Annotated in this window: 22 protein-coding genes; 11 read left to right on the forward strand and 11 right to left on the reverse strand. The window is 48.6% G+C overall.

Annotated features, from left to right (window positions below; genetic code table 11):
* The 5 genes from L2712_RS13895 to hemC form a co-directional block, all read right to left on the reverse strand.
* Positions 1-1,500: retention module-containing protein (locus tag L2712_RS13895; protein ID WP_248978118.1), on the reverse strand; the 1,500-nt coding region annotated here is incomplete at its 3' end.
* 290 nt (positions 1,501-1,790) lie between these two features.
* Positions 1,791-2,957, reverse strand: a complete 1,167-nt coding sequence (locus L2712_RS13900) for a heme biosynthesis HemY N-terminal domain-containing protein (protein ID WP_248978119.1) — start codon at positions 2,955-2,957, stop codon at positions 1,791-1,793.
* Positions 2,954-4,099, reverse strand: a complete 1,146-nt coding sequence (locus tag L2712_RS13905) for a uroporphyrinogen-III C-methyltransferase (RefSeq protein ID WP_248978120.1) — start codon at positions 4,097-4,099, stop codon at positions 2,954-2,956. The genes L2712_RS13900 and L2712_RS13905 overlap by 4 nt, the downstream gene beginning before the upstream one ends.
* A gap of 54 nt (positions 4,100-4,153) precedes the next feature.
* The gene (locus L2712_RS13910) at positions 4,154-4,885 is read right to left on the reverse strand and encodes a uroporphyrinogen-III synthase (RefSeq protein WP_248978121.1); all 732 of its coding nucleotides are present in this window, start codon (positions 4,883-4,885) and stop codon (positions 4,154-4,156) included.
* A gap of 3 nt (positions 4,886-4,888) precedes the next feature.
* Positions 4,889-5,818, reverse strand: coding sequence for a hydroxymethylbilane synthase (gene hemC / locus L2712_RS13915; RefSeq protein ID WP_033539116.1), 930 nt, complete (start codon positions 5,816-5,818; stop codon positions 4,889-4,891).
* 210 nt (positions 5,819-6,028) lie between these two features.
* Between hemC and L2712_RS13920 the strand changes: the two genes are divergently transcribed.
* A complete protein-coding gene (locus tag L2712_RS13920) occupies positions 6,029-8,449 on the forward strand; it encodes a class I adenylate cyclase (protein WP_248978122.1) in 2,421 nt (806 codons plus the stop codon).
* A gap of 6 nt (positions 8,450-8,455) precedes the next feature.
* Here the strand turns inward: L2712_RS13920 and cyaY are convergent, their stop codons facing one another.
* The gene (cyaY, locus tag L2712_RS13925; RefSeq protein WP_248978123.1) at positions 8,456-8,788 is read right to left on the reverse strand and encodes an iron donor protein CyaY; all 333 of its coding nucleotides are present in this window, start codon (positions 8,786-8,788) and stop codon (positions 8,456-8,458) included.
* A gap of 540 nt (positions 8,789-9,328) precedes the next feature.
* Between cyaY and lptM the strand changes: the two genes are divergently transcribed.
* From lptM to L2712_RS13965, 8 genes are all read left to right on the forward strand, one after another.
* Complete coding sequence (lptM, locus tag L2712_RS13930; protein WP_248978124.1) at positions 9,329-9,493, forward strand: LPS translocon maturation chaperone LptM; 165 nt, start codon at positions 9,329-9,331, stop codon at positions 9,491-9,493.
* A 5-nt stretch (positions 9,494-9,498) separates the two neighbouring features.
* Positions 9,499-10,743 (forward strand): diaminopimelate decarboxylase, encoded by a 1,245-nt coding sequence (gene lysA / locus L2712_RS13935; protein ID WP_248978125.1) that lies wholly within the window; start codon positions 9,499-9,501, stop codon positions 10,741-10,743.
* Positions 10,744-10,779: 36 nt separating this feature from the next.
* Positions 10,780-11,619 (forward strand): diaminopimelate epimerase, encoded by an 840-nt coding sequence (gene dapF / locus L2712_RS13940; protein ID WP_033539113.1) that lies wholly within the window; start codon positions 10,780-10,782, stop codon positions 11,617-11,619.
* Between the two features lie 8 nt (positions 11,620-11,627).
* The gene (locus L2712_RS13945) at positions 11,628-12,254 is read left to right on the forward strand and encodes a DUF484 family protein (RefSeq protein ID WP_088905843.1); all 627 of its coding nucleotides are present in this window, start codon (positions 11,628-11,630) and stop codon (positions 12,252-12,254) included.
* Positions 12,255-12,261: 7 nt separating this feature from the next.
* Positions 12,262-13,155, forward strand: a complete 894-nt coding sequence (gene xerC, locus L2712_RS13950) for a tyrosine recombinase XerC (RefSeq protein WP_248978126.1) — start codon at positions 12,262-12,264, stop codon at positions 13,153-13,155.
* A 1-nt stretch (position 13,156) separates the two neighbouring features.
* Complete coding sequence (locus L2712_RS13955) at positions 13,157-13,867, forward strand: HAD-IA family hydrolase (RefSeq protein ID WP_248978218.1); 711 nt, start codon at positions 13,157-13,159, stop codon at positions 13,865-13,867.
* Positions 13,868-14,001: 134 nt separating this feature from the next.
* A complete protein-coding gene (locus L2712_RS13960; RefSeq protein WP_248978127.1) occupies positions 14,002-14,466 on the forward strand; it encodes an Sbal_3080 family lipoprotein in 465 nt (154 codons plus the stop codon).
* Between the two features lie 137 nt (positions 14,467-14,603).
* Positions 14,604-15,176: a HupE/UreJ family protein gene (locus L2712_RS13965; protein WP_428611020.1), complete on the forward strand. Its 573-nt coding sequence runs from the start codon at positions 14,604-14,606 to the stop codon at positions 15,174-15,176.
* A gap of 49 nt (positions 15,177-15,225) precedes the next feature.
* Here the strand turns inward: L2712_RS13965 and ric are convergent, their stop codons facing one another.
* The 5 genes from ric to prmA all read right to left on the reverse strand — a co-directional run bounded on the left by ric (position 15,226) and on the right by prmA (position 20,447).
* The gene (gene ric, locus L2712_RS13970) at positions 15,226-15,948 is read right to left on the reverse strand and encodes an iron-sulfur cluster repair di-iron protein (RefSeq protein WP_428848619.1); all 723 of its coding nucleotides are present in this window, start codon (positions 15,946-15,948) and stop codon (positions 15,226-15,228) included.
* Positions 15,949-16,306: 358 nt separating this feature from the next.
* Positions 16,307-17,833 (reverse strand): leucyl aminopeptidase, encoded by a 1,527-nt coding sequence (locus L2712_RS13975; protein WP_248978130.1) that lies wholly within the window; start codon positions 17,831-17,833, stop codon positions 16,307-16,309.
* A 289-nt stretch (positions 17,834-18,122) separates the two neighbouring features.
* The gene (gene fis / locus L2712_RS13980; RefSeq protein ID WP_011864135.1) at positions 18,123-18,428 is read right to left on the reverse strand and encodes a DNA-binding transcriptional regulator Fis; all 306 of its coding nucleotides are present in this window, start codon (positions 18,426-18,428) and stop codon (positions 18,123-18,125) included.
* A gap of 17 nt (positions 18,429-18,445) precedes the next feature.
* The gene (dusB, locus tag L2712_RS13985; protein WP_088903631.1) at positions 18,446-19,414 is read right to left on the reverse strand and encodes a tRNA dihydrouridine synthase DusB; all 969 of its coding nucleotides are present in this window, start codon (positions 19,412-19,414) and stop codon (positions 18,446-18,448) included.
* A gap of 151 nt (positions 19,415-19,565) precedes the next feature.
* Positions 19,566-20,447: a 50S ribosomal protein L11 methyltransferase gene (prmA, locus tag L2712_RS13990; protein ID WP_033539105.1), complete on the reverse strand. Its 882-nt coding sequence runs from the start codon at positions 20,445-20,447 to the stop codon at positions 19,566-19,568.
* A gap of 355 nt (positions 20,448-20,802) precedes the next feature.
* On the opposite strand from prmA, the gene L2712_RS13995 reads away from it, so the two are divergent.
* Both L2712_RS13995 and L2712_RS14000 read left to right on the forward strand, forming a co-directional pair.
* Positions 20,803-21,525, forward strand: coding sequence for a fumarate reductase cytochrome b subunit (locus L2712_RS13995; protein ID WP_033539104.1), 723 nt, complete (start codon positions 20,803-20,805; stop codon positions 21,523-21,525).
* A 153-nt stretch (positions 21,526-21,678) separates the two neighbouring features.
* A complete protein-coding gene (locus tag L2712_RS14000; RefSeq protein WP_033539103.1) occupies positions 21,679-22,350 on the forward strand; it encodes a fumarate reductase cytochrome b subunit in 672 nt (223 codons plus the stop codon).
* Positions 22,351-22,356: the final 6 nt, after the last annotated feature.

The raw sequence follows: 22,356 nt of genomic DNA on the forward strand, positions 1-22,356 counted from the left end.
CAGGGTGTAGCTCCACTCACCGGTGTTGGCGTCGATGCTGAAGGTACCGTAGTTGTTGACCTGCGGTGCAAAACTCCAGGTCCAGCTGGCGCCGTTATCGACATCACTGGCGGTTAAGGTGCCGCCGGTGACCAGGTTACCCAGCTCGGGATCGTTCCCCCCATCCATGACGCCGGCTTCTAATACGCTACCGGTCGCATCTTCAATGCTGGAGGTGATGAGCGGAATATCGTTGGTGCCGGTAATGGTAATGGTTAGCGGGATGAGTACAGAATCGCCGTCGCTATCTGTAAGTAGGTAATTAAAGGTTTCGATAACCTGCTCACCCAGTGCTAGAGACTGGACTGTGTTTGACTCATTATTTAATTGATAGGTGTAACTACCATCGGCAAATACGGTTAATAGGCCAAATTGGCCTTGAATACTGTTGCTATCGGCAAGACTTATGGAGGTGCCTTGGTTATTTGTCACAGCTGTGATCTGGGCAGAGTCAGCGCCCAGTGTGTCGTTGATAAGCAAATCGCCGGTTGCAGTGGGTGCTGTATCTTCTGTCACGTTATTCGTGTCGGCGAGTCCAGTTGGCTGATCATCGATGATATTAACCGTGATAGTACCGTTAGCCGCAGCGCCTTGGTTGTCGACCAGTTCGATATTAAAGAGGAGTTGAATTTGGTCAGTACTAGTGTGATCGGCTGCGGAATTAAAGTTGTAATCGTAAATGAATTGGCCTGATGCGCTATCAAAGCCTGTAATGGTCAGAACACCATTTGGTGTATTGATGACGATAGGGCCAACAAACTCACCACCACTGATAATATTGATGCCGTTAATGGTTAAACTGCTAATGCCTGCATCTGCTGCCGTTTGAATGCTGTTGGCAATAGTGGTTAATAGAGCTGAGGGGGAGCTACCCTGTGCTAAGTTGGCTTCAAAGAGTGAGAAGGTCGCTGACGAGACTGTTGGGGCGCTTGCTTGAATTTCGGGAATGATGACTTCTTCAACACTTGTATCAGGCGTAAGTGGGATACCGGTAGTGTCCCATCCTGCACCTGCAAGGGTTTCGTCACCGGTTCGTCCTAGTGTCACGAAATCTGAGCCGCCTTCATTACCAGCGGTTCCTGCTCCAGCAGCGGTTTCGGGTAGGCCTAGGGTCGGGTCTTCACCTGCTAGAATCTGTGCCTGTAATGCGGCTATTTCATCGTCTAACGCTACCGGCGTATCCGTTAGTTGCTCAATAGCTGTATCTTGCCCTTGGTTTGCACTATTGCTTACCGTTTCACCGTGATTAAGCATGTCTTGCATCAAGTTGGCTTGGGTCGTTGATGAGCCATCTTCATATTCAAGATTAAACTTAACATTGGGTGAAAAAATGAGTTGCTCACCTGCCTGAATCAGGTCGCCTATTTTCACCTCTCTGATATTTCCTTGTTCATCTTTAACCTTGAGTTCGCCTACAAGGTTAACAACTACTGCATCCTGTGTTGTGATTGAAGCACCCATAATCATATCTCGCTCTACAAAGAGAAAAATCAAGAGCAAAAGAATTCTGTTTTGCGCTTGCTATTGGTATATCCACGTGATTTGTCTCTTTAAGTGTGGTTGGCATTGAATAGCTGTCAAATAGCGACAATTGAGCGAAAAATAGGGGGAAATAGTGTGTTTTTGTAATAATACAACTAATTAATTGTTTTAAAGCAGGTTATATGTCAGGAAGGTAGTTTAGAATTTTCTGATAAATAAAAAACCACCAGTAGTGGTGGTTCCTTATTTAAAAACAGTATAAAAAAGCGTCAAAAAATTGCCGCTTTACGGTAGTTTTGCAGTGCTTGGTTCTGTTCGCCCAGGTGTTCATAGGCTTCAGCGAGTGCCAACCAGCGCTGTTTACTAGGGGATTGTTGGCAAACTTTGAGCCACCATTTTTGGGATTCTCTGAACTCTTTGCTTTGATCATATAGCGAAGCAATACAAGCTTGGTAGTCGACCTCTTCACCAAGTTTCTTTTCAAGTTCAAAAAGTTGTTTTCTGGCATCTAAGTCGGCTGGCGTGAGTATTTGTGGTAGCGCTTCGAAGATGACTTGGGTTGGATGATGCTTAACTTGCTTCAACATTAACTTTATCGCTTCATCACGGCGATCAAATTTAGCCAGCCCCAAAGCGTATTGTGCGATAAACTCGGGTTGCTTACGTTCTGAGCGGCTAAGCCAATGCCAGGCTTTTTCGAGCGCTTGTTCATTCTGACTCACCGCTTGCTTAAGTAGTGCTAAATTGACTTCGGCGTTCAATTGTTGCTGTTCCGATTCGTCTATAATGCCGCGTTTCTTCACTATGGGGAGTAGTAATTTGAGGGCTGCCCAATCTTCTTGAGCGTGATAGAGATCAAGAGCCAGGCCTAGTACAGGAGGCTTGCTCTTGCTGGTCGGATTTAGCTCGTCGAGTAGGCTTCTTGCCTGTGTCAGCTCTCCCTGTTGCAGCAGATAACGCACTCGTGTGGTCAATACAGCCTTGTATGCTGCAGGATCTTTAGCTGCCTCATTGAGATAATGGTCGCGGGCATTGTGATCATTTCTATGTTGGGCAGCGCGGGCCGCGGCTAACAGGTTGAGCGCTGGGATCTCACCTTTGTCAGCGCCTTTAGCCATCGCTTTTTCAGCGGTAGACCAATCCTCTTCAGCCAAGGCCAATGCACCAGTTAAGGTATGTTTGCGTGCGGCTTTACGGCGCCATTTTTCTGGTAAGAGACGACTATTTAAGATCAAGTTAAATAGCCAGACGACCAGCATTTCCAGTAGTACCAGTGCCACGTAAAACATAACGGCGGCAAACAGTGCAAAGACTAAGCTGGTTTCCAACTCATAGTCACCAATCGCGATATAGATGTAGCCTTTAAGCCAAGAGAGATAAGGGCTGGCAATCAAGCCTATGATAACAATCGTCAGGTAGATCAAGGCTCTTATCATAATGAGGTCTCCTGATCTGTGGTTAGGTGACCATGGGTGACCAGTTGTTGCAATAGCGGTGTTGCGGCGAATTGCTCAATGTCTGGTGACTGAATTTCCAGAGTCGCTAAGGCATCAAGCGCCGCTAGCGTCTGCTCTGTTTTGTTGTCAGCCAGATCGAAATATTGAAAGATCCATTTTCTGGCCATGGTCACTGACTGGCGATAATTAACCTGGTCCTGACGAAACAGGGCTAACTGGGCTTGTAAAAGCTTATTACGAATATTTTCAACTAAGTACCACTGTTGATCTGGCGCTAGCAGTGGCGCAGGATCTGTGGTGCGCTTGCGTATGATGACAAACTCTTCGATTAATGCCTGCCAAGACTTTGCTAAGTTGCTTTGCCAGTCGTCGAGAGACTCGGTTACTTGCAGCGAGTCATCTTTGGCATTGAGCTTAGATTCGCTACGGTTGACCTTTAGGTTAGGCAGGCGCTCTATGATGGTGTCCAGGCTAAGGACTGTGCCGGCAACATCCGTGCTCTTGATGGCGGCAACGCTGTTCATATCACGTGCTAACGCCTTACGAATTGGCGTTAGCGAAGGATCTTTCATGGTTTCGATACGGTCATCGGCGGCTTCCAACAGGCTTAAGGCTGTCTGTGGATCCTTTTCTAGCCAAAGCTTATTGCCGGCCATTCTGACCAAGTATTTCGCTTCTTCAGCCATCCAATGATTCGGATTACGCTGAGCCAGTTTGTTGACCTGTTCTTGTACCAGTCCTTGTTTATCCCGCAACTGAGCTAATTTTTGATCAAATTGGTTTTCTACCGCGCGTTGCTGCTGCTCCAGATGAGTGATGCGCGAGAGGGGATCGTCCAGCCCTTGCTGCAGCTGCTTGGTTAATGTTGCTGTTTTTTCTTTCTGAACCGTCAGTTCCTGGTACAGGTAGAAGCCGCCAGTTGCCGTGGCAAACAGAAGTAATAAGATAAATACTAGGTTAAATAGAAATCCCCAGGAGACGCCGCTGTTTCGGGATTCAAAACGAGATGGCTCTTTGGGGTCAGTCGATGTGGCCTGTGGTGTGTCGTCAAAGGTCGCATCGATAGATTCATCGACATCTGTTGTAGCGACCGCTTTACTCTCTTGGGTATTTTTGTCCATTCGGCAGATCCTTGAAGACGAGGGGCGACATCGGCGAGCAGAAAGTAAGAAGGTCTATTCCCGTAAACCTAAGGCTATGAGCACTGCGTCGCGGTTTGCTGCTTTTGCATTGGTGACATGTGTAAAACCAGCCTCAATGGCTTGGTCATAGACACGTGCGCTGGGCACTATAATATGACAAGCGTGCAGCCAAGCAAATAGTTCTTTAGGTACAAGTGTAATTAGGTTCGCTAGAATTTCACCACTGGTGATGACAATGGTATCAATTGCTTGGTGTTGCCATTCATAGGCAGTCGTGACACTTAGCTCAGGACAGGTACGTCGATAAACTTCCCAGTAGGTCACTTGGGCACCGCGTTGGGTCAAGGCGCTGGCCAGTGCTTCTCTGCCACCGACGCCCCTGACGATGGTGATACGCTTCCCAGTCAGGTTTTGTAGCGAGGGGAGAGTCAGTAGGCCTTCGGTTTGCTGACAAGACTCGGGAGCTTCCGTGGCCTGAATACCTTTGGCTTGTAGGACGCTAAAGGTTGCCTGACCGACAGCAAAGTATTGCTTATCTTGTGGCCATATTGAATCGAGGGCGATATCGGCATATTCAACGGCATTGGTGCTGATAAATATAATGATATCAGATTGATTAAATTCGGTTTTCTTTTGCTTGTGGTCGACGTTATCGTTGGCGACCACTTGCAAAAGTGGCGTAACGGCAAAAGGCACTTCGAGTGAAGAGAGTGCCTCGACCATAGACTGATTGCGTCCTTCTGGACGCGTCAGCAGAACCTTCATTGCTTACTTAGCGTAAACAGCATCTAATATGGCTTTGGCGCCTTTAGATAGCAGCTCGTCGGCCAATGCAATACCTAACTGCTCTGCTTCCAGCTTCGAACCGCTTGTTGTGCCTTGGATCACTTGGCTACCGTCAGGGTTACCTACCAGACCACGCAGTGTCAGGGTGTCACCTTCGATTTCGGCATAGGCACCAATAGGCACCTGACAGCCGCCTTCAAGACGTGTGTTCATGGCACGTTCGGCGATGACGCGATGACGAGTTTCGGTGTGCTCTAATGGCGCCAGTAGCGCTTTTACTCGCTCATCGTCGGTGCGACATTCGATACCTACAGCGCCTTGACCGTTAGCAGGTAAGGATTGCTCTGCCTCGATAAAGCTAGCGATACGCTCTTCAAGCTTTAGACGCTTTAGCCCCGCGGCAGCGAGAATGATGGCGTCATAATTTCCAGCATCTAGTTTTGCTAAACGAGTCCCCACGTTGCCACGTAGATCGCGGATCTCAAGGTCTGGACGAGCCGCGCGGATTTGACACTGACGTCTAAGGCTAGAGGTACCCACTACCGCGCCGTGAGGAAGCTCTTCTATGCTCTTGTATGTGTTAGACACAAAGGCATCGCGTGGATCTTCGCGTTCACAGATCACCTGCAGACCAAGCCCCTCGGGGAAGTCTACCGGTACATCTTTCATCGAGTGCACGGCGATATCAGCCTTGCCTTCAAGCATGGCGACTTCTAATTCTTTAACGAACAAGCCTTTACCACCCACTTTAGCCAGTGGTGTGTCAAGGATAACATCGCCTTTAGTGCTCATTGGCAAGAGTTCGACGACTAATCCCTCATGGGCTTTTTCTAGCTCGGCTTTTACAAATTCAGCTTGCCACATTGCCAGTGGACTTTTACGTGTAGCGATACGAATGACGTTTTGAGACATGCTCGATATTCCATCAGAGGCCATAGTTGCGCTAATGCTAACATTGCTTATTGCTATATGTAAGAAATGGCTGTCGATTCTTTGAAGTTCACCCGTTTACAGTGCTAAGCTCTCGATACAAAAGTGTGATCTAGTTCTCATATACTTGCTGTTTTCGTATTAACTGTTAGCATGCAATTAGGAGAGCAAATTTGACTAGGCTGTTTGAAATTGACAGAGCAAGATCATTTTATTGCAACAGCAGAGCGCTTGAATAGGGTACGCTTAGCACGTGCACTAGCCATTCTTACGCCCTTGCAGCGTCATTTGATGCAGCTTATTCCTGTACTTTTTCATTATCACCGCAACGACTATCCCGGCTATAACGGCCCCATGACCCCAAGCGGTATCTTCGAGTACTTCCCCAGTAATGAGGCGTTAGAAGCCTGCCGCACCTTAGAACTGAATGAGCCACAGGTTTATCATCAACAGCAGAGTGCCATCTATGGGGTGTATACCATGGGCAGTACTGCCAGCTTTGGTCAAAACCCCAAGAGTGATATCGATGTGTGGTTGGTATATGACCCCACACTCTCAGAAGATGAAATTGCCTCTTTGCAACAAAAGTCCCTGATATTGAGCGACTGGTTTGCACAGCATGCGCTCGAAGTGAACATTTATCTTGTTCATCCTAAACAGTTTCTTTCAAATACCGATGCGTCAGTGCCCAATATTGCGGCATTGGGATGTGAAAATAGTGGCAGCGTGCAGCACTGGTTATTGTTGGAAGAATTTTATCGCAGTCAAATTTGTTTGGCAGGTAAGCGGGTGGCATGGTGGCCAGGGGCCGAAGCCATTGAAAGCCATCTGTTTCTGGGGGATGTTAGAAATCTGCCTGCGAGTGAGTATTTTGGTGCATCGCTGTGGCAGTTATACAAGGGGTTAGACAAACCCCACAAGGCACTGCTTAAAGTAATGCTGCTTGAAGCTTATGCCAGTGACTATCCCAACAGTGAACTGGTGGCTACTCAAGTGTGGAAGCGCACTCTGGCAGGAGATTTTTCGGCCTTTAACGATGCCTATTTCCTTTTATATCAATCTATTGAACGCTATCTTGAACACAAGAATGATAAACGACGACTCGAGATTGTGCGGCGCTGCTTCTATTTGAAATGCGGTATCAGGCTGACGGTGGCCGAGCACCCGAAAGATTGGCGTTATTATAAGCTACAGTCTTTAGTGACCCGTTGGGGATGGTCAGATAATCTACTTGGTACACTCGATCAATGTGATAGTTGGCATTGCGGTCAGTTGCAGTGGTTCAATGAGCAGCTCAATGAGTTGATGCTCGGCAGTTATCAGACGCTGTTGCAATTTGCTTCAGCTAATCAATTAAGCGACAGCCTGAAAATTTCTGAGTTGGGCCTGCTCACGCGCAAGCTTCATACCTATTTTAGTGATGACGACAAGCAGATCATTAGTCTCAATCGTCTCTGGACTCGCTCAGTGGCTGAGGAACACCTTACGGTGATCTATAGCCACAAGACCCAGGAATATTATCTATATCGCTGCACGCCCGAGTCGAAAAATTTCATGGGCAATCGTGCCGTATTTCATTCTCACAGCAAGGCCAAGCTGCTGATCTGGGCCAGCCTGAATGGAGTATCGACCGCCCAAACACAATGGTATGGCTTTGGTAAAAGTAAGGGGTATGACAAGGCGTTGACCAAGGCGGCTAGGCGATTGCCCAGCATCATGGCCGATGGTGGTTGGCGGGCCTCTAAGTTGGACCTTTGTCAGCCCTGGCATTTTCGTCAGTTGCTGTTTTTAATCAATTTCAATCGTGACGAAACCGCTCAATGGCGTGGCCAAGAGATCATATTCGATTATATGAATGCCAATATTTTCTCTCAGGGACGTCAGCATAGGAATATGGTGCAATCGCTGGATGTGATCTGCCAAAATAGTTGGGGTGAATGGCACTGCCATCATTTCGAAGGTAACGAAGCCATGTTGGATGCTCTGGTGTACATTACGCCCGGTATGCAGCGGGCACCGCAGGCGGTTAAAGTGGATGTAGTGAGCTGTTCGAGCCGCCTGAAAACTCAGATAGAGCGTAGCGTCGGCCAGTTAGTGCAAAGGGCTAATCGTCTCTGTACCAAGGCCAAGAGTTCGTCGACTATGGTGCATCCATTGCAGGTAGGGGGCGTTAAATATGGATTGTTTTTCAATTCTAAGGGCATGTTGTATCAGGATTTGAGTGAATCCACAGCCTTTTATCAACATCTGTCCAAGCAGCGCATGCTTGAACTGCCTAGGCCTAACCTGGGTAATGAGCCATTTAGTAAGATCCCCGAGGTGATTCAAGATTTTGCCGCTGTGGGCGCGATTCAATATTTCCTGCGTCAGGGCAAGGAGGGGATAGATGTGTTTGTGCTGGATGAGCACAATGAGTTAAATCATTATGTTCAGCCGGGCAATAACCTTGAGGAGTTGGTGAGTCAGGTGAGTCATCACCATGCCTTTGCCGATTCCTACCTGGATAACGAAAGGTTTAACTTACCGCAGTTTTTCCGTTTAGTGCGTATCGATGGCCGACTGGAGGCGTTACCCTTTGGGGTTAACGCCGATGAGGCAGCCATCGAGTTTTAATCTTGCCTAAAGCGCTAGCGTGATGCCGCCTTGACGATGAATCGAGGCGAGTACGAAAGGCATAAATTCACCAGCGTCGCTGCGCTCATCTAACCACTTTCCATCGACGTAAGAGAAGTGATAACCACCGAACTGAGTCGCTACCCAGATCTGGTGCAAAGGTTCTTGTTTGTTGATGACGATCTTGGACTTATCTTGAAACTCTAATTGCAGCACGTTACCTGATGCATCGATATCGATGTCGGCATCTTGCTCATCGATTGCATTTTCTATGGCATCTTCAAGGGCGTTAAACATTTCGTCAGCGAGCTTATGGTACTCGGAATCTGTCATTGCCATCTGGGCATCCTTCAGTGAAGTGAGTTGTTGCAGAGCCCACATAGTAATACCAATTTTGATAAATATCTAACTTTGCCCCGCTATACCTGAGAGTCCCCGCGATGTGTGTGGGTTAACTTGCCTTGTATGTTAGAGGAAAAAGCCTCACCACTCCTACTGGTTTGTCTCTACTGGGTAATAATGAATAAAAATATTCACATTAGGCGTTTTTCGCCTTCGTTAGGCTTGACGTTTTAGTCCTAACTCTGCAAACATCAAGCATACTCGTCCCAGCTATGCAAGGGGCTAGCCTGGCTGACCAAAGTGCAGTGTTTGAAAGCGCTCGCGGAGATTGGTCGTCAGGAGGATACTTATTTCCCGGGGATGGCTGTTCTCGTGAAATGTAGATTTTTATGCGTTTTAGCGGCTTTTTATCCTGTTTGGGCTAAAAACCATTATTTTCATCCCTATTGCTTGGGGAGCGCGTACAATCGTCATTACCATTAGTATAGGTAACGGGGCCATTTGCTCCGTGTGATCTCCTCGATTCTGGAATCTCTGATGTTTACTAAGATAAAACCGATTTTATTGATGTTGTTGGCAAGTATCGCTTTGGCAGCTTGTGGTCAGAAGGGGCCTTTGTATAAATCGCCAACGCCACAGGATAACCAGACAGAGCAGGTGAGCCAGCCAGCACAAGATACGCAGCAGAAGTATAAGGACTAACCTCAGTGGATCACTTTCTTTATCAGCAAGATGAGCTTCATGCCGAGCAATGCGCGGTTGCCGATTTAGCCAGGCAATACGGCACGCCTCTGTACATCTATTCTCGTGCCACGCTAGAGCGCCATTGGCATGCCTTTGATAATGCGGTGGCAGATCACCCACACATGATCTGCTATGCGGTAAAGGCCAACTCAAACCTTGCTGTGCTAAATGTGCTTGCCCGTCTAGGCAGTGGCTTCGATATAGTCTCAGGTGGCGAGCTGGCTCGAGTGTTAGAAGCTGGCGGTGAGGCGAGTAAAGTGGTGTTCTCCGGTGTGGGTAAGACGGTTGAAGAGATGGAGATGGCCCTGCAGGCGGGTATTTACTGCTTCAATGTGGAGTCGGCGGCCGAACTTGAGCAGTTAAATCAGGTGGCGCTGCGCCTAGGCAAAGTTGCCCCTGTTTCTTTGCGGGTAAATCCTGATGTGGACGCCGGTACGCACCCTTATATCTCGACGGGATTAAAAGAGAATAAGTTTGGTATTGCCATGGAGGAGGCTGAGGCTATCTTCCTGCGGGCACACCAACTGCCTGGCCTTGAGGTCAAGGGCGCCGATTGTCATATCGGTTCACAGCTTACTGAACTACAGCCTTTCCTCGATGCTATGGATCGTATGTTAGCCCTGATCGATCGCTTGGCGGCGCAGGGCGTTAAGATTTCCCATCTGGATGTGGGTGGCGGACTCGGGGTGACCTATGATGGCGAGCAGCCTCCGGAGCCTAGCGCTTATGCCAGTGCGCTACTCGGCAAGTTAGATGGCCGTGAGCTTAAATTAATTTTTGAACCCGGCCGCGCCATTGCCGCCAATGCGGGGATTTTTGTCACTCAGGTGCTCTACCTAAAAGAAAATGCCGATAAGAATTTTGCCCTGGTGGACGGCGGCATGAACGATCTCATTCGCCCTTCCTTGTATAGCGCCTGGCAAAAGATCATTCCGGTTTGTCCAAGAGCGGGTGAGACGCGCCACTATGATGTGGTGGGGCCTGTATGTGAAACAGGTGACTTTTTAGGTAAAGACAGGCCATTAAATATTGCAGCCAATGATCTCTTGGCGGTGCGCTCATCGGGCGCCTATGGCTTTACCATGTCGTCAAATTATAACTCTCGCCCCCGCGCTGCCGAAGTCATGGTAGATGGCGATCGTCATTATTTGGTGAGAGAGCGAGAAAAAATCTCTCAGTTGTGGCAAGGTGAACAACTCCTCCCCTAAGTCGGGAGTCAGTTACTTTTTGAAGGAAAAACACTTTTGATCCATTTCACCAAGATGCACGGTTTAGGCAATGACTTTATGGTGGTCGATGGCGTGACACAGAATGTCTATTTCTCGCCCGAACAGATAAAGCGCTTAGCGGATCGAAACTTTGGTATCGGCTTCGACCAACTGCTATTAGTCGAGCCGCCCTATGATCCTGATCTGGATTTCCACTATCGCATTTTTAATGCCGACGGCAGTGAGGTAGAGCAGTGTGGCAATGGTGCCCGTTGTTTTGCCCGTTTTGTAAAGAGTAAAGGGCTGATCAATAAGCAGAAGATAAAAGTCAGTACCTCTTCAGGCAAGATGACCCTAAGGCTTGAACGTGACGGTAGCGTAACGGTCAACATGGGGATCCCCATACTGGAACCCAGCAAAATTCCTTTTAACGCTAAAAAAGCGGAGAAAACTTACCTGTTACAGGCGCAGCAGCCGGAGGGAATGCAAACCTTCTTATGTGGCGCCGTGTCTATGGGCAACCCGCATTGTGTGTTGGACGTCGATGATGTCGAAAACGCCGAAGTAGAACAGATTGGGGCCTTGCTGACCAGGCATGAGCGCTTCCCCAAGGGAGTGAATGTCGGTTTTATGCAGGTAGTCGATGCAAATCATATTAAACTTAGAGTCTATGAGCGCGGCGCGGCGGAAACCTTAGCCTGCGGCAGCGGTGCCTGTGCGGCCGTGGTTGTTGGCCAGTTGCAAGGCAAGCTGGGCAGACGCGTTCGCGTCGATCTTCCTGGTGGTAGTTTAACCATTAACTGGGAAGGCGAAGGTAAGCCCCTATGGATGACTGGGCCTGCTGAACATGTATACGATGGACAGATACAGCAATGAATGATGCGATGAATGAAAAAGCCGAGTTGCCCTTTGATGAAGTCTTGATCCGCGAGTATCTGCTGGATAACCCCGACTTCTTTGCGCGCTATCCCGAGTTGCTGTTGGCGATGCGTATTCCCCACGAGCAGCGTGGCGCCGTGTCACTGGTGGAGCGTCGTCAGGAGATGCTTCGAGCCAGGGTGACTCAACTGGAAGAGGAGATCACCTCCTTGCTGGCCATGGCATCGCGTAACGAACAGATCTACATGTTCAATACCGCACTGTCGCTCAGGTTGTTGCAGGCCGAGGATCTTGGTGATTTAAGGCAAATTCTGTCAAATGAGTTACAGCAGCAGTTTCATTTTACCCATGTCAGATTGATCACAGTGCATGATATCGACAGCGAACTGTCCAATATCTGGAGTGAGCGTTTGAAACAGGGTTACTACTTCGGTCGCCTGACACAAACTGAGTCCAAGCGTTTATTTGGCTGCGAAGTGGGGTCTGTGGCCTTGTCACGTTTGTCACAGCAGTGTGGCCAGGTGATCTTTGCCATCGCCAGCCAAGATCCTACCCATTTTCATCCCGAAATGGATAACCTGCTGCTGGATCAGCTCAAGCAGTTACTCGACCACCTCTTACCTAAGCTGTGATCCCTGAATGTCTGCCGACTGGGCCAAAGAGTTTGAATCTTATCTCGCCAATGAGCGACAGCTTTCCCCTCACACGTTGAGAAATTACCGGTTCGAACTGAGCCGGGTAAGGGAGCTACTGCCAAATGAGATGCCTTGGGGCGAGGTGAGTGATGAGCAGCTACAAGCCGTAGTTAACAAATTACATCGTAAGGGATTGGGGCCACGCTCTATCGCCCTCACCTTGTCGGCTCTGAAGCAGTTTTTTCATTATTTGCAGCAAGAAGGCTATATCACTCAAGACCCTAGTCTGAATCTCAGCACGCCAAAACAGCATAAACCCCTACCAAAGAATATGGATCTGGATTCGGTTACGCATCTTTTGTCTATTGAGGGAGACGATCCTTTAGCCCTGCGTGACAAGGCGATCATGGAGCTGTTTTACTCATCTGGTCTGCGTCTGGCTGAGCTGGCTGCCCTGAATACATTAGATATCGCCAGCGGTGAGCATCAGGTAAAGGTGATGGGTAAGGGGAGTAAAGAGCGAATTGTGCCTATAGGTCGTGTGGCACTGCACGCGATTGCCGATTGGTTAAAGGTAAGGGCCACGCTGCCTTGCGAAGACGATGCCCTGTTTGTCACCGCAAAGGGCAAGCGTCTTGCCCACAGAAGTATTCAGGCCAGATTAAATAAGTGGGGGCAACTGCAGGGGCTCAATGCCAAGGTGCACCCCCATAAGCTGCGCCACTCTTTTGCGACCCATATGTTGGAATCCAGTGCCGATCTGCGGGCGGTGCAAGAACTGCTGGGCCATGCCAACCTATCGACGACTCAGGTATATACCAGTCTGGACTTTCAACACCTTGCCAAGGTGTATGACGGGGCGCACCCCAGAGCCAAGAAGCGAGGTGGCAATGGTTAGTGTGGCGATACGACTGCGGCCTTTTCGTGCCATCAGCTTCGATCTCGACGATACCCTGTATGATAATCGCCCCATCATCATGGCCGCAGAGCAGCGGCTACTTAATTACCTCGCAGAGCACCATCCGCTAACCCAAGCCTGGGGGCTGGAGGATTGGCAAGCGCTCAAGCGTCAGCTTATTGAGCAGTGTCCCTCGCTGGCTCATGATACCTCGGCGTCGCGTCTGGTGACCTTAGAGCAGGGGTTGATGACTTTAGGTTATACCAAGATCGAGGCCGCTAAAGGCGCCCAGCTGGCGTTAGCCTATTTTGTGCGCCAGCGCTCCGATTTTGTTGTCGCCGATGAGGTATTAGGCAAGCTAGAAAGACTCGCCGAACGCTATCCGCTGATCGGTATCACCAATGGTAATGTCGACGCTCAACGTATCGGTTTAGGGGGGCTATTTGAGTTTGTGCTGCATCCAGGCAATGGTACACGGATGAAGCCTTATCCAGATATGTTCTATCAGGCTTGCCATCGTCTCGACATAAGCTGTGAGCAGCTCTTACACCTGGGTGACAGCTTTAAGGCCGATGTTCAGGGGGCGCGCGGCGCCGGTTGTCAGTCAGTTTGGCTTAATCCCGCTGTTGATAGAGAGCCAGCTGAGCCTGGGATGGGCTGTTTGCCTCATATCACCATCACCTCGCTATCAGACTTGTCACTTCTCATTTAATCATTGTGGTAGGTAAGTTGTTTGCTGAGTACTGTTGTGCTCGTTTGAGTTTTATCTGTATCATAGCGCGGCAACAAAAACTCAACATTGTATAAGTAATCAGTGATTTAGAAGAGATAGCGACAGGGAGTTCCATGAAAAAAATATTTCTAGTCTTTACCGTATTAATGATGACAACCGCCTGCTCTATTAAGCAAAGGGTTGACTCTGTTCAGGTTGGGCGCTCCGATGAAGTGTGTATTCAAAAAAATCCAGATGTACGCCAAGGTTTCCTCGCCGAAGTTGAGAAAGTGCTGACAGAGAAACAGATAAAATATCGTGTTTTAGAGCAGTTAGATGCTGCACAGCAATGTGAGTGGACTGCAACCTACACCGCTAATTGGGCTTGGGACTTGGCCTTATACATGGTGTATGCCGAAATCAAAGTTTTCCATCAGGGACGTCTTGATGGGGAAGCAATATATGATGCACGTAGGGGCGGGGCCAATATGAATAAGTTTATTGATGCGGAGCCCAAAATTAGGGAACTCATCGAAGAGTTGATAAAGCAAAAGCAAGCTTCATTGCTTTGGTATCCCTTACAGCAAGTTGCCATTTAATTTTCGCAAGGCTCCCAGTGGGGAGCCTTTTTGTTTGTATAGTAATGAATCATGGGTTCTTTGCGTTGTATCACAACTCGACTTTATTTATTAACCTATTGTCTTTTAACTGATTTCAAGGATTGAGAGGATAAATGATGAAAAGGTTACTGCCTGTGTTGCTCGCGGTTTGGGCGCCGTCCGTGTTTGCTCATGAGATCACTGGCGGGGCAGGCTTTATGACGGGATTCAATCACCCTGTACTCGGATTTGATCATCTGTTGGCCATGTTGAGTGTGGGTTTGTTGAGTACTCAGCTTGGGGGACGGGCGATTTGGACTGTGCCTTTAGCCTTTATGGCCTTCATGTTGTTTGGTGGGATATTGGGGCTCTATGGTGTTGCGCTGCCCTTTGTGGAGTTAGGCATTGCATTGTCTGTATTGCTACTGGGCTTGGCTATTGCTTTAGGCAGGCAGATTCCTCTGCTGCTCGCCATGGGGTTTGTTGGTCTGTTTGCTATCTTTCATGGTCATGCCCACGGCGCCGAGATGCCAGCGCTGACCAGTCCGGTGCTTTATGCCTTAGGTTTCCTCAGCGGCACCGCCGTTATCCACCTGCTGGGCGTGTCGCTTGGCTTCATCATGCAGCAACTCAGCCGTAAACTGCCTCTGCTACGTCTTAGTGGCGGCGCCATCGCTTTAATTGGTGGCTATCTGATAGTGGGTATCTAAAGCGCTTTGATGAGGTACTCCGATAATGGAGCACCTCATCATTCGGCGATTAAATGGCCAATGCCTTAGGGAAGAGAATGTTGTTTTCGACGTGTATGTGCTGGCGCAGATCGGCGGCAAACTCTTCCAGGGTGGCGTAACAGATACGCCAGGTGGTGCAGGCATGTGCTGGCGGCGTAAAGTCGTTGGTGAGGGTTCTTAGGCGCTCAATAATTTCACTCGCTTGGTCATGCTCATGTTCCATGGCGTTGATCGGATTACCGATATGACCGAAGCAACCGTTGACCTGTTCACCATTTGCCATAGCGCGAATGGCTGGAAAGAGGATCTGCTCCTCTTTCATCAGATGTGGCATAAGATCTTCGATCAGTGCGCGTATCCAACCTGCGAAAGGTTTAATTTCGTCATAATGCTCGCCATGGGCGCGTACCATCTTCTGGCTATATTCAATTAATAGTGGAGCTTTTTCTCTGACGAAACTGTGATGGGTCGCTTCGATGTAGTCGAGCAGTTCTGATAAAGGTAACTGATCTAAACCTTGCTGCTTCTCGCCTTCGATTCCGAGTGCCATTAATGCTTCAATGAGTTGCGCTTCATCGACGTCAAAGCGCTTAATTGCGCGCTCTAGAGATATCCCGCCCCCACAGCAAAAATCGATACCAAACTGGCTGAACAGGTGTGCACTGCGAAAATCATTTGCAACAATTTCGCCAACGCGAGAGGCAAGTAGGTGTTCTTTAGTTTGAGGCATGTGGTGCTCCGATATTTGCATGAGTTTAAGTGACTGCTTAAAGCTGCATGTTATTTGCGTATTTTGTTCGCCTCAATAATTACCTGAGTAAAATGCTCGGGTAATCACACTTTTCTCCATAAAATATCTCAATCTAGGTAGAGTCAAATGTTGCGCTTAGCGTGTGCGGTCTGAAACGCCACGACTTAACTTAGTGCTGATACCTATCTTGTATCGCATGGGGCACCAGCGCAGTGAGAGTAAGCACACTCGTCATAGGCAAGTGAGCGATGCTAGAGGTTAGGCACTGAAAATGCTAGCTTAAAGCTTGATAAAGAAAAGCCCTACAATGTAGGGCTTTTCTATGAGTCTTAGTAAGGGTTAACATTATGGCTAAAGCTTACTGAGATTGACTCATGATCCAGTGGCTTAATAGACGCACGCCATGGCCGGTGCCGCCAGCGGGCGTAATGCCTTCATCTTTGGCTGCGAGTGCGCTACCCGCAATATCAAGGTGTGCCCATTTGGTCTCGCCGCTAAATTGCTTTAAGAACACAGCCGCAGTGGTCGCACCGGGGCCGCCATAGCCCGCATTTTTGAGATCGGCAATCGGGCTCTTTAACAGATCTTCATAGGCCAAAGGCAAGCGCCATAGCTTTTCATCAACGGCGCTACCTGAGAAAGTTAACTCATCGACTAAGGTGTCATCGTCACTAAATACCGCGGTATAACGTTTCCCTAATGCCCTTACTTTTGAGCCTGTTAAGGTGGCAATATCTACCATCACTTTAGGTTGGTAGTGTTTTCGCGCGTACCACATTCCGTCCGCAAGGATGAGTCGTCCCTCGGCATCTGTGTTGAGCACTTCTACACTGAGTCCTTCAGCCGTCATCAGCACATCACCCGGGGCAAAAGCGGTATCTGAAACCATGTTTGCCGCCATAGGCATCACGCCGACCACATTGGCTTTCGCTTTTTGCAGCGCCATCGCCTTAATCGTGCCGAGTACCGCTGCTGCGCCTGCCATGTCAGATTTCATGCGTGATATGGAGTCGCCGGTCGCTTTGATGTTGTAGCCGCCAGAATCGAAGGTGATGCCTTTGCCGACTAATGCGATAGGCGCATCGTTATTACCTTGCCAATGGGCAATGACTAAGCGCGATCCCGCTTGTGAGCCGCGGCCAACAGCATGGAGTGCACCCATGCCTAATTTTTCAATTTGCTTGGCATCTAAGATAGTGATCTTGACCCCTAATTTTTTGAGTTCTTTTGCAGCGTTGGCAAAATCGACTGGCGTCATAGCACTTGGCACCTCAGAGGTGAGGTCACGTGCTAGAAATACCCCTTTTTCAATGGCGGCGAGTTGCTGGTATCTATCAGTCGCTGCGCTAGGGTTGGCAACGCTTACCGTGTAGTGCTTTTCGGCAGGCTTTTTCTCGGTGAGATATTTATCGAACTGATAAGCGCGTAGGTTAATTCCGTGAGCCAGCTCGGCGGCGAAATTGGCGTTGCTCATCCCATTGCTTATGCCTGTTGTCAGTAGGTGGATATTCTCATTATCAGTGCTGCGCAAGTGAGCGGTGATCTCTGCGCCGAGTTTATTGATGTCACCAGGCTGCTTTGCTTCACCAACACCAACCACAAGTAAGCGTTTAGCCTTAATACCGTGTGGCGATAAAATTTCAACGAGTTGTTTTGCCTCGCCGGTAAAACCTTGCAGTGCTAATGCATTGGCAATCTGTTGCTTAGACAGATCATTAAGCTGTGCGAGTTGAGGGGAGGTGTGTTCACCCGCTTGAAAAGCGACTAAGGTGTCGACTGTTTCAGGCTGATGGTCGATAAACTGAAAGGTTTCAGCTTTTGCAGCCCCAATATTGAGTAGGCTAAGGCATAGTACAGAGGGTAAAAGAGTTTTTTTAGTTAGCATAATTGTCTCTATGTGGGAGGTGTTTCATTTTTTAGTAATTATTGCGAGTGATTTTCATATGCCTTGGGTGGGATTACTTGTCGCCTGCCTTGTAACAAGTGAGCTAAATATCCCTAGCATGCATCACAAGGTTTGCTAGTGTACAAAATGAAAATTAGCCGAAGCTGAAGAGGTGCCAAGTGCCAGGATATGTGCGGACGGTAGCGCTGGGATGGGGGAAGCTAGAAAGCAAAACGGGCTTCCCATTGCTGAGAAACCCGTTTTAATACAACATGCTAAAACGTTAGTTTTAGTTCATGCCATATTTTTTCAATTTCTTGCGCAGGGTACCACGGTTGATACCTAGCATGTTGGCAGCGCGAGTTTGGTTGCCACGGGTGTGCTGCATGATGATATCTAGTAGAGGTGCTTCAACTTCACATAACACCATTTCGTAAACTTCTTCGGCTTCCTGGCCGTCCATTTGAGCGAAAAAGTTAGTTACGGCGCGCTTAACAGCGTCACGCAGTAACTGAGGCTTGATAGTGCCGTTAGCGGTTTCGATTTTGCCTACGGTAAGCTGATGAGCTTCTGGTTGAGTTGTCTGATCAAACATTCGTATTCTGCTCTTTATTAATTCTTTACTAATTCATCAAAATAACGCTCCAACATGGAACGTTGTTCTTCAACAGTTTCCAGCCGATTGAAGTCGGCTCTGAAAGGTCTCTGCGCTTCTTGGTCCAGATACCATCCAACATGCTTTCTGGCGATACGTAACCCTTTGTACTCGCCGTACAATGCATATAAGTTTTTGAGGTGTTCCAGCATCACCTGACGCTTTTCGTCCACTTCAATGGGCGCTAGCTTTTTACCTGTTTCCAAGTAATGTTGGATCTCTCTGAATAGCCAAGGTCGTCCTTGAGCACCTCTTCCTATCATCACGGCATCTGCACCTGTATGTTCCAGCACGAAGCGTGCCTTCTCTGGGGTACAGATATCGCCATTTGCCACAACAGGAATAGAGACATTCTGTTTTATCGCGCGAATCGTGTCGTACTCGGCTTCGCCTTTGTACATGCACTGTCTCGTACGGCCATGGACCGCGAGTGAGGCAATGCCACAATCTTGTGCAATTTGGGCTATCTGAACGCCATTTCTGTGTTCAGGCGCCCAACCTGTGCGAATCTTCAGGGTCACAGGCACATCCACAGCGGCAACAACAGCCTGTAAAATCGCTTTTACTTGCTCTGGTTGCTGCAGTAGTGCTGAACCTGCCAGCTTCTTATTCACTTTCTTTGCAGGACACCCCATGTTGATATCGATGATCTGCGCGCCCTGTTGTACGTTAACAACGGCGGCATGGGCCATCATATCGGGGTCGGCACCTGCAATTTGTACTGAGCGAATCCCATCTTCACCAGCGTGTGCCATGCGCTGTCGGCTCTTGTCGGTATCCCAAACCTCGGGATTAGACGAAAGCATCTCTGATACGGCTAAGGCGGCGCCATAGCGTAGGCAGAGATTTCGGAAGGGTTGGTCGGTGACTCCTGCCATGGGAGCCACGATCAGCTGATTCTTCAGTTGATAGGGTCCAATCTGCATTTATCATCACACCTTGCGCTTCAAAGGGGCGCTATAGTACGCCTTTTTCAAGCCTGTGAAAAGGTCAATAAATGACCTGAGAGCAACTTTTTTACTTGACTTTTGTAAGCTGAGAAGTCTGTGGCGGCCTTGCGGCCGCTGGCTTTTACCGCTATTTACGTGTGCCTGTCAAGCGGCTCCAATCCTCTTTGTGAACTGGTGCGTCCATGTCAAACCACTGGGCATAATGCTGGCTGATCTCGTCGGCTTGCTCCTTGAGCAGACCCGAGAGTGCCAGTAAGCCACCTGGCTGTACCTTTTCGGCAATCAGAGGTGCCAGTTCGCGCAGCGGACCTGCGAGTATGTTGGCTACTAATACTTCGGCCTTGAGGTCGGCTGGCTGATCTTCGGGTAGATAGAGTGCCAACTTATCGGCGACCTGGTTGCGTTCGGCATTAGCCTTAGAGGCTTCGATAGCCTGATAGTCGATATCAATGCCGGTGACTTTTGAGGCCCCCAGTTTAAGCGCAGCGACGGCGAGAATGCCTGAACCGCAACCGAAATCGATCGCTTCTTTGCCTTCAAGATCCAGTCCATCTAGCCATTCTAAACACAGCGCCGTAGTTGGGTGTGTGCCGGTGCCGAAGGCGAGGCCTGGGTCTAACATTACGTTGACGGCTTGTGGGTCTGGCACTTCTCGCCAGCTTGGGCAGATCCATAGGCGACGGCCAAATTGAATAGGGTGAAAGTTGTCCATCCACTCTCTTTCCCAATCCTTGTCTTCGACCTGCTCTATCTTATGGCTAAAGTCTGCACCTAAATAAGGCTGTAGCTTGAGCATCTCAACCACGGGCGCCAGATCATAATCTGCCTCAAACAGGGCGGTGATCACTGTGTGGCTCCACAACGGGGTTTCACCCAGATTGGGTTCGTAGATGGGGGTGTCCTTACCATCTTCATAGGTGATCGACAGTGAGCCCAGCTCCATCAGCATGTCGCTGAGTTGCTCGGCGTGTTGGTTATCTGTGTCTATCTTTAACTGGATCCAGGCCATGGGATCTTCTCTCTAAGGTCAATATAAGTTCAATAATGGCCTTATTGTAAACCAAGCATTGTACAAAGACCGAGGAATCTGCACTTAAACTGACAAACTGGGATTTAGCGACTAAATTCAATCGGTTAATCTGATGGTTTTTGTATTGATTGTATTGTTTGAAATGACTATTTAAATCATTGATTAATATTGGCTAATTGGTTTTACCTTTGTTTTGTTTTGGGTGATTGTTTGTGATCGGTGTCAAATGTTTTGCTATGCCTGGGTGAGTTGTCTCACGCTTTTTAGGCTTATTGGTAGGCAGCTCAATTCTTGTTGGTATGGTGTAGATCCCGACACTAGGCGCAGAAAGATCATGAAGGTTAAAAGCTTGCAATATCACCACACTCATTACGCTGCTTTGGGCAGTCCCTGGTCAGCTAAGGCCGATAAAATACAGAGTGCCACCGGCATTTTGCTGGGTTGCTTTTTATTGGCGCATTTGCATTTTGAGTCGAGTATTCTCTTTGGTAAAGAGACCTTCTATCACGTAGTGCAGTTTCTCGAAGGTGGCATGTTTAGTAGCACAGGTCACGGCATGCCTATCGTCACTAAGGTGTTCTCCATCTTTATCATGCTGGTGGTGATGTTGCATGCGGCGGTGGCATTACGTCGCTTCCCGGCACAACTCGGCCAATGGCGAGCGCTGCGCAATCATATGCAGGGGATCAAACATAAAGACAGTCATGCCTGGTTCTGGCAGTTGGTGACTGGGTTTATCCTGTTTTTCCTGGCGCCGGTGCATATTTTTACCATGATCACCAATCCAGAGATTGGTCCGCATCTGTCGGCGGAGCGTGTTTATCATGCTAATGCCTGGCTACTTTATGCGTTGTTGTTACCAGCAGTAGTGATCCACGCCATGATAGGCCTGTACCGCGTAGCGGTGAAATGGGGACTCGTTCGTCAGCGTAAGGGGTTAAGAAAGGCGGTTAAAGTATTGATTGTTTACCTGATGACCCTAGGTATATTGAGTCTGGTTTCTTATATCATGATAGGTCAATCACTGACCTTGCCAGTTACACCATTTGTGCCATAACTGTGTAAGCCCTAGGTAGATTAGCAATTTATAAAATATCGGATTGTGTTTTGATCTATCTCACGGTTTTTGTTGGGTTTGTGAGCGACATTAAGGCTAGCGTTTGTCTATTTAGTAAGTCACGCCCCTTTCCCACTATTCACAGGAGTGCCTATGTCGCTGACAAAGAAAAATAATAATGTAAGCGGTTGGCTCGATATGAGTCAGAGTGTTACCGGTGTCATCTTAGCCCTGTTTCTATGGACGCATCTGATTTTAGTGTCATCTATTCTGCTTGGTGCCGATGCAATGACTTTTGTGGCCCGTACCATGGAGTTGAGTTTCCTAAGTGCTGACGGTCATGGCTATCCCTGGGTGGTGTCGGTCATTGCCATCATAGTGGCGCTATTGGCTCTGCTTCATGTGTTGGTCGCCATACATAAGATGCCGCTGAACTTGCAGCAACAAAGGGCACTCAGAAAGCAGATGAGCGTGATCCACCACGACGATACCAAGTTATGGGTATGGCAGGCGATCACAGGTGTGGGCATTTTTTTGTTGTTGCCTGTGCATTTATGGTTAATTGGTAGTGCGCCTGAAACCATAGGCCCTGTGGGTAGTGCCGATCGCATCTGGAATCAAGGGGTGTGGATGGTCTATCTGCCTCTGCTCTTGTGTGTCGAATTGCATGCCGCCATTGGCATCTATCGCGTGGCCATTAAATGGGGGGCTAGACGAGCCATCGACGCCCGCGCCCGAATTAGAAAAATAAAAACCATAGTGAGTGTGGTGTTTGTGGTAATTGGTTTGGCCTCTTTGCTGGCCTTCCTGCCCTACGCCAGTTAATCGATT

Source organism: Shewanella marisflavi, from assembly GCF_023283925.1.
Classification (GTDB): Bacteria; Pseudomonadota; Gammaproteobacteria; order Enterobacterales; family Shewanellaceae; genus Shewanella; species Shewanella marisflavi.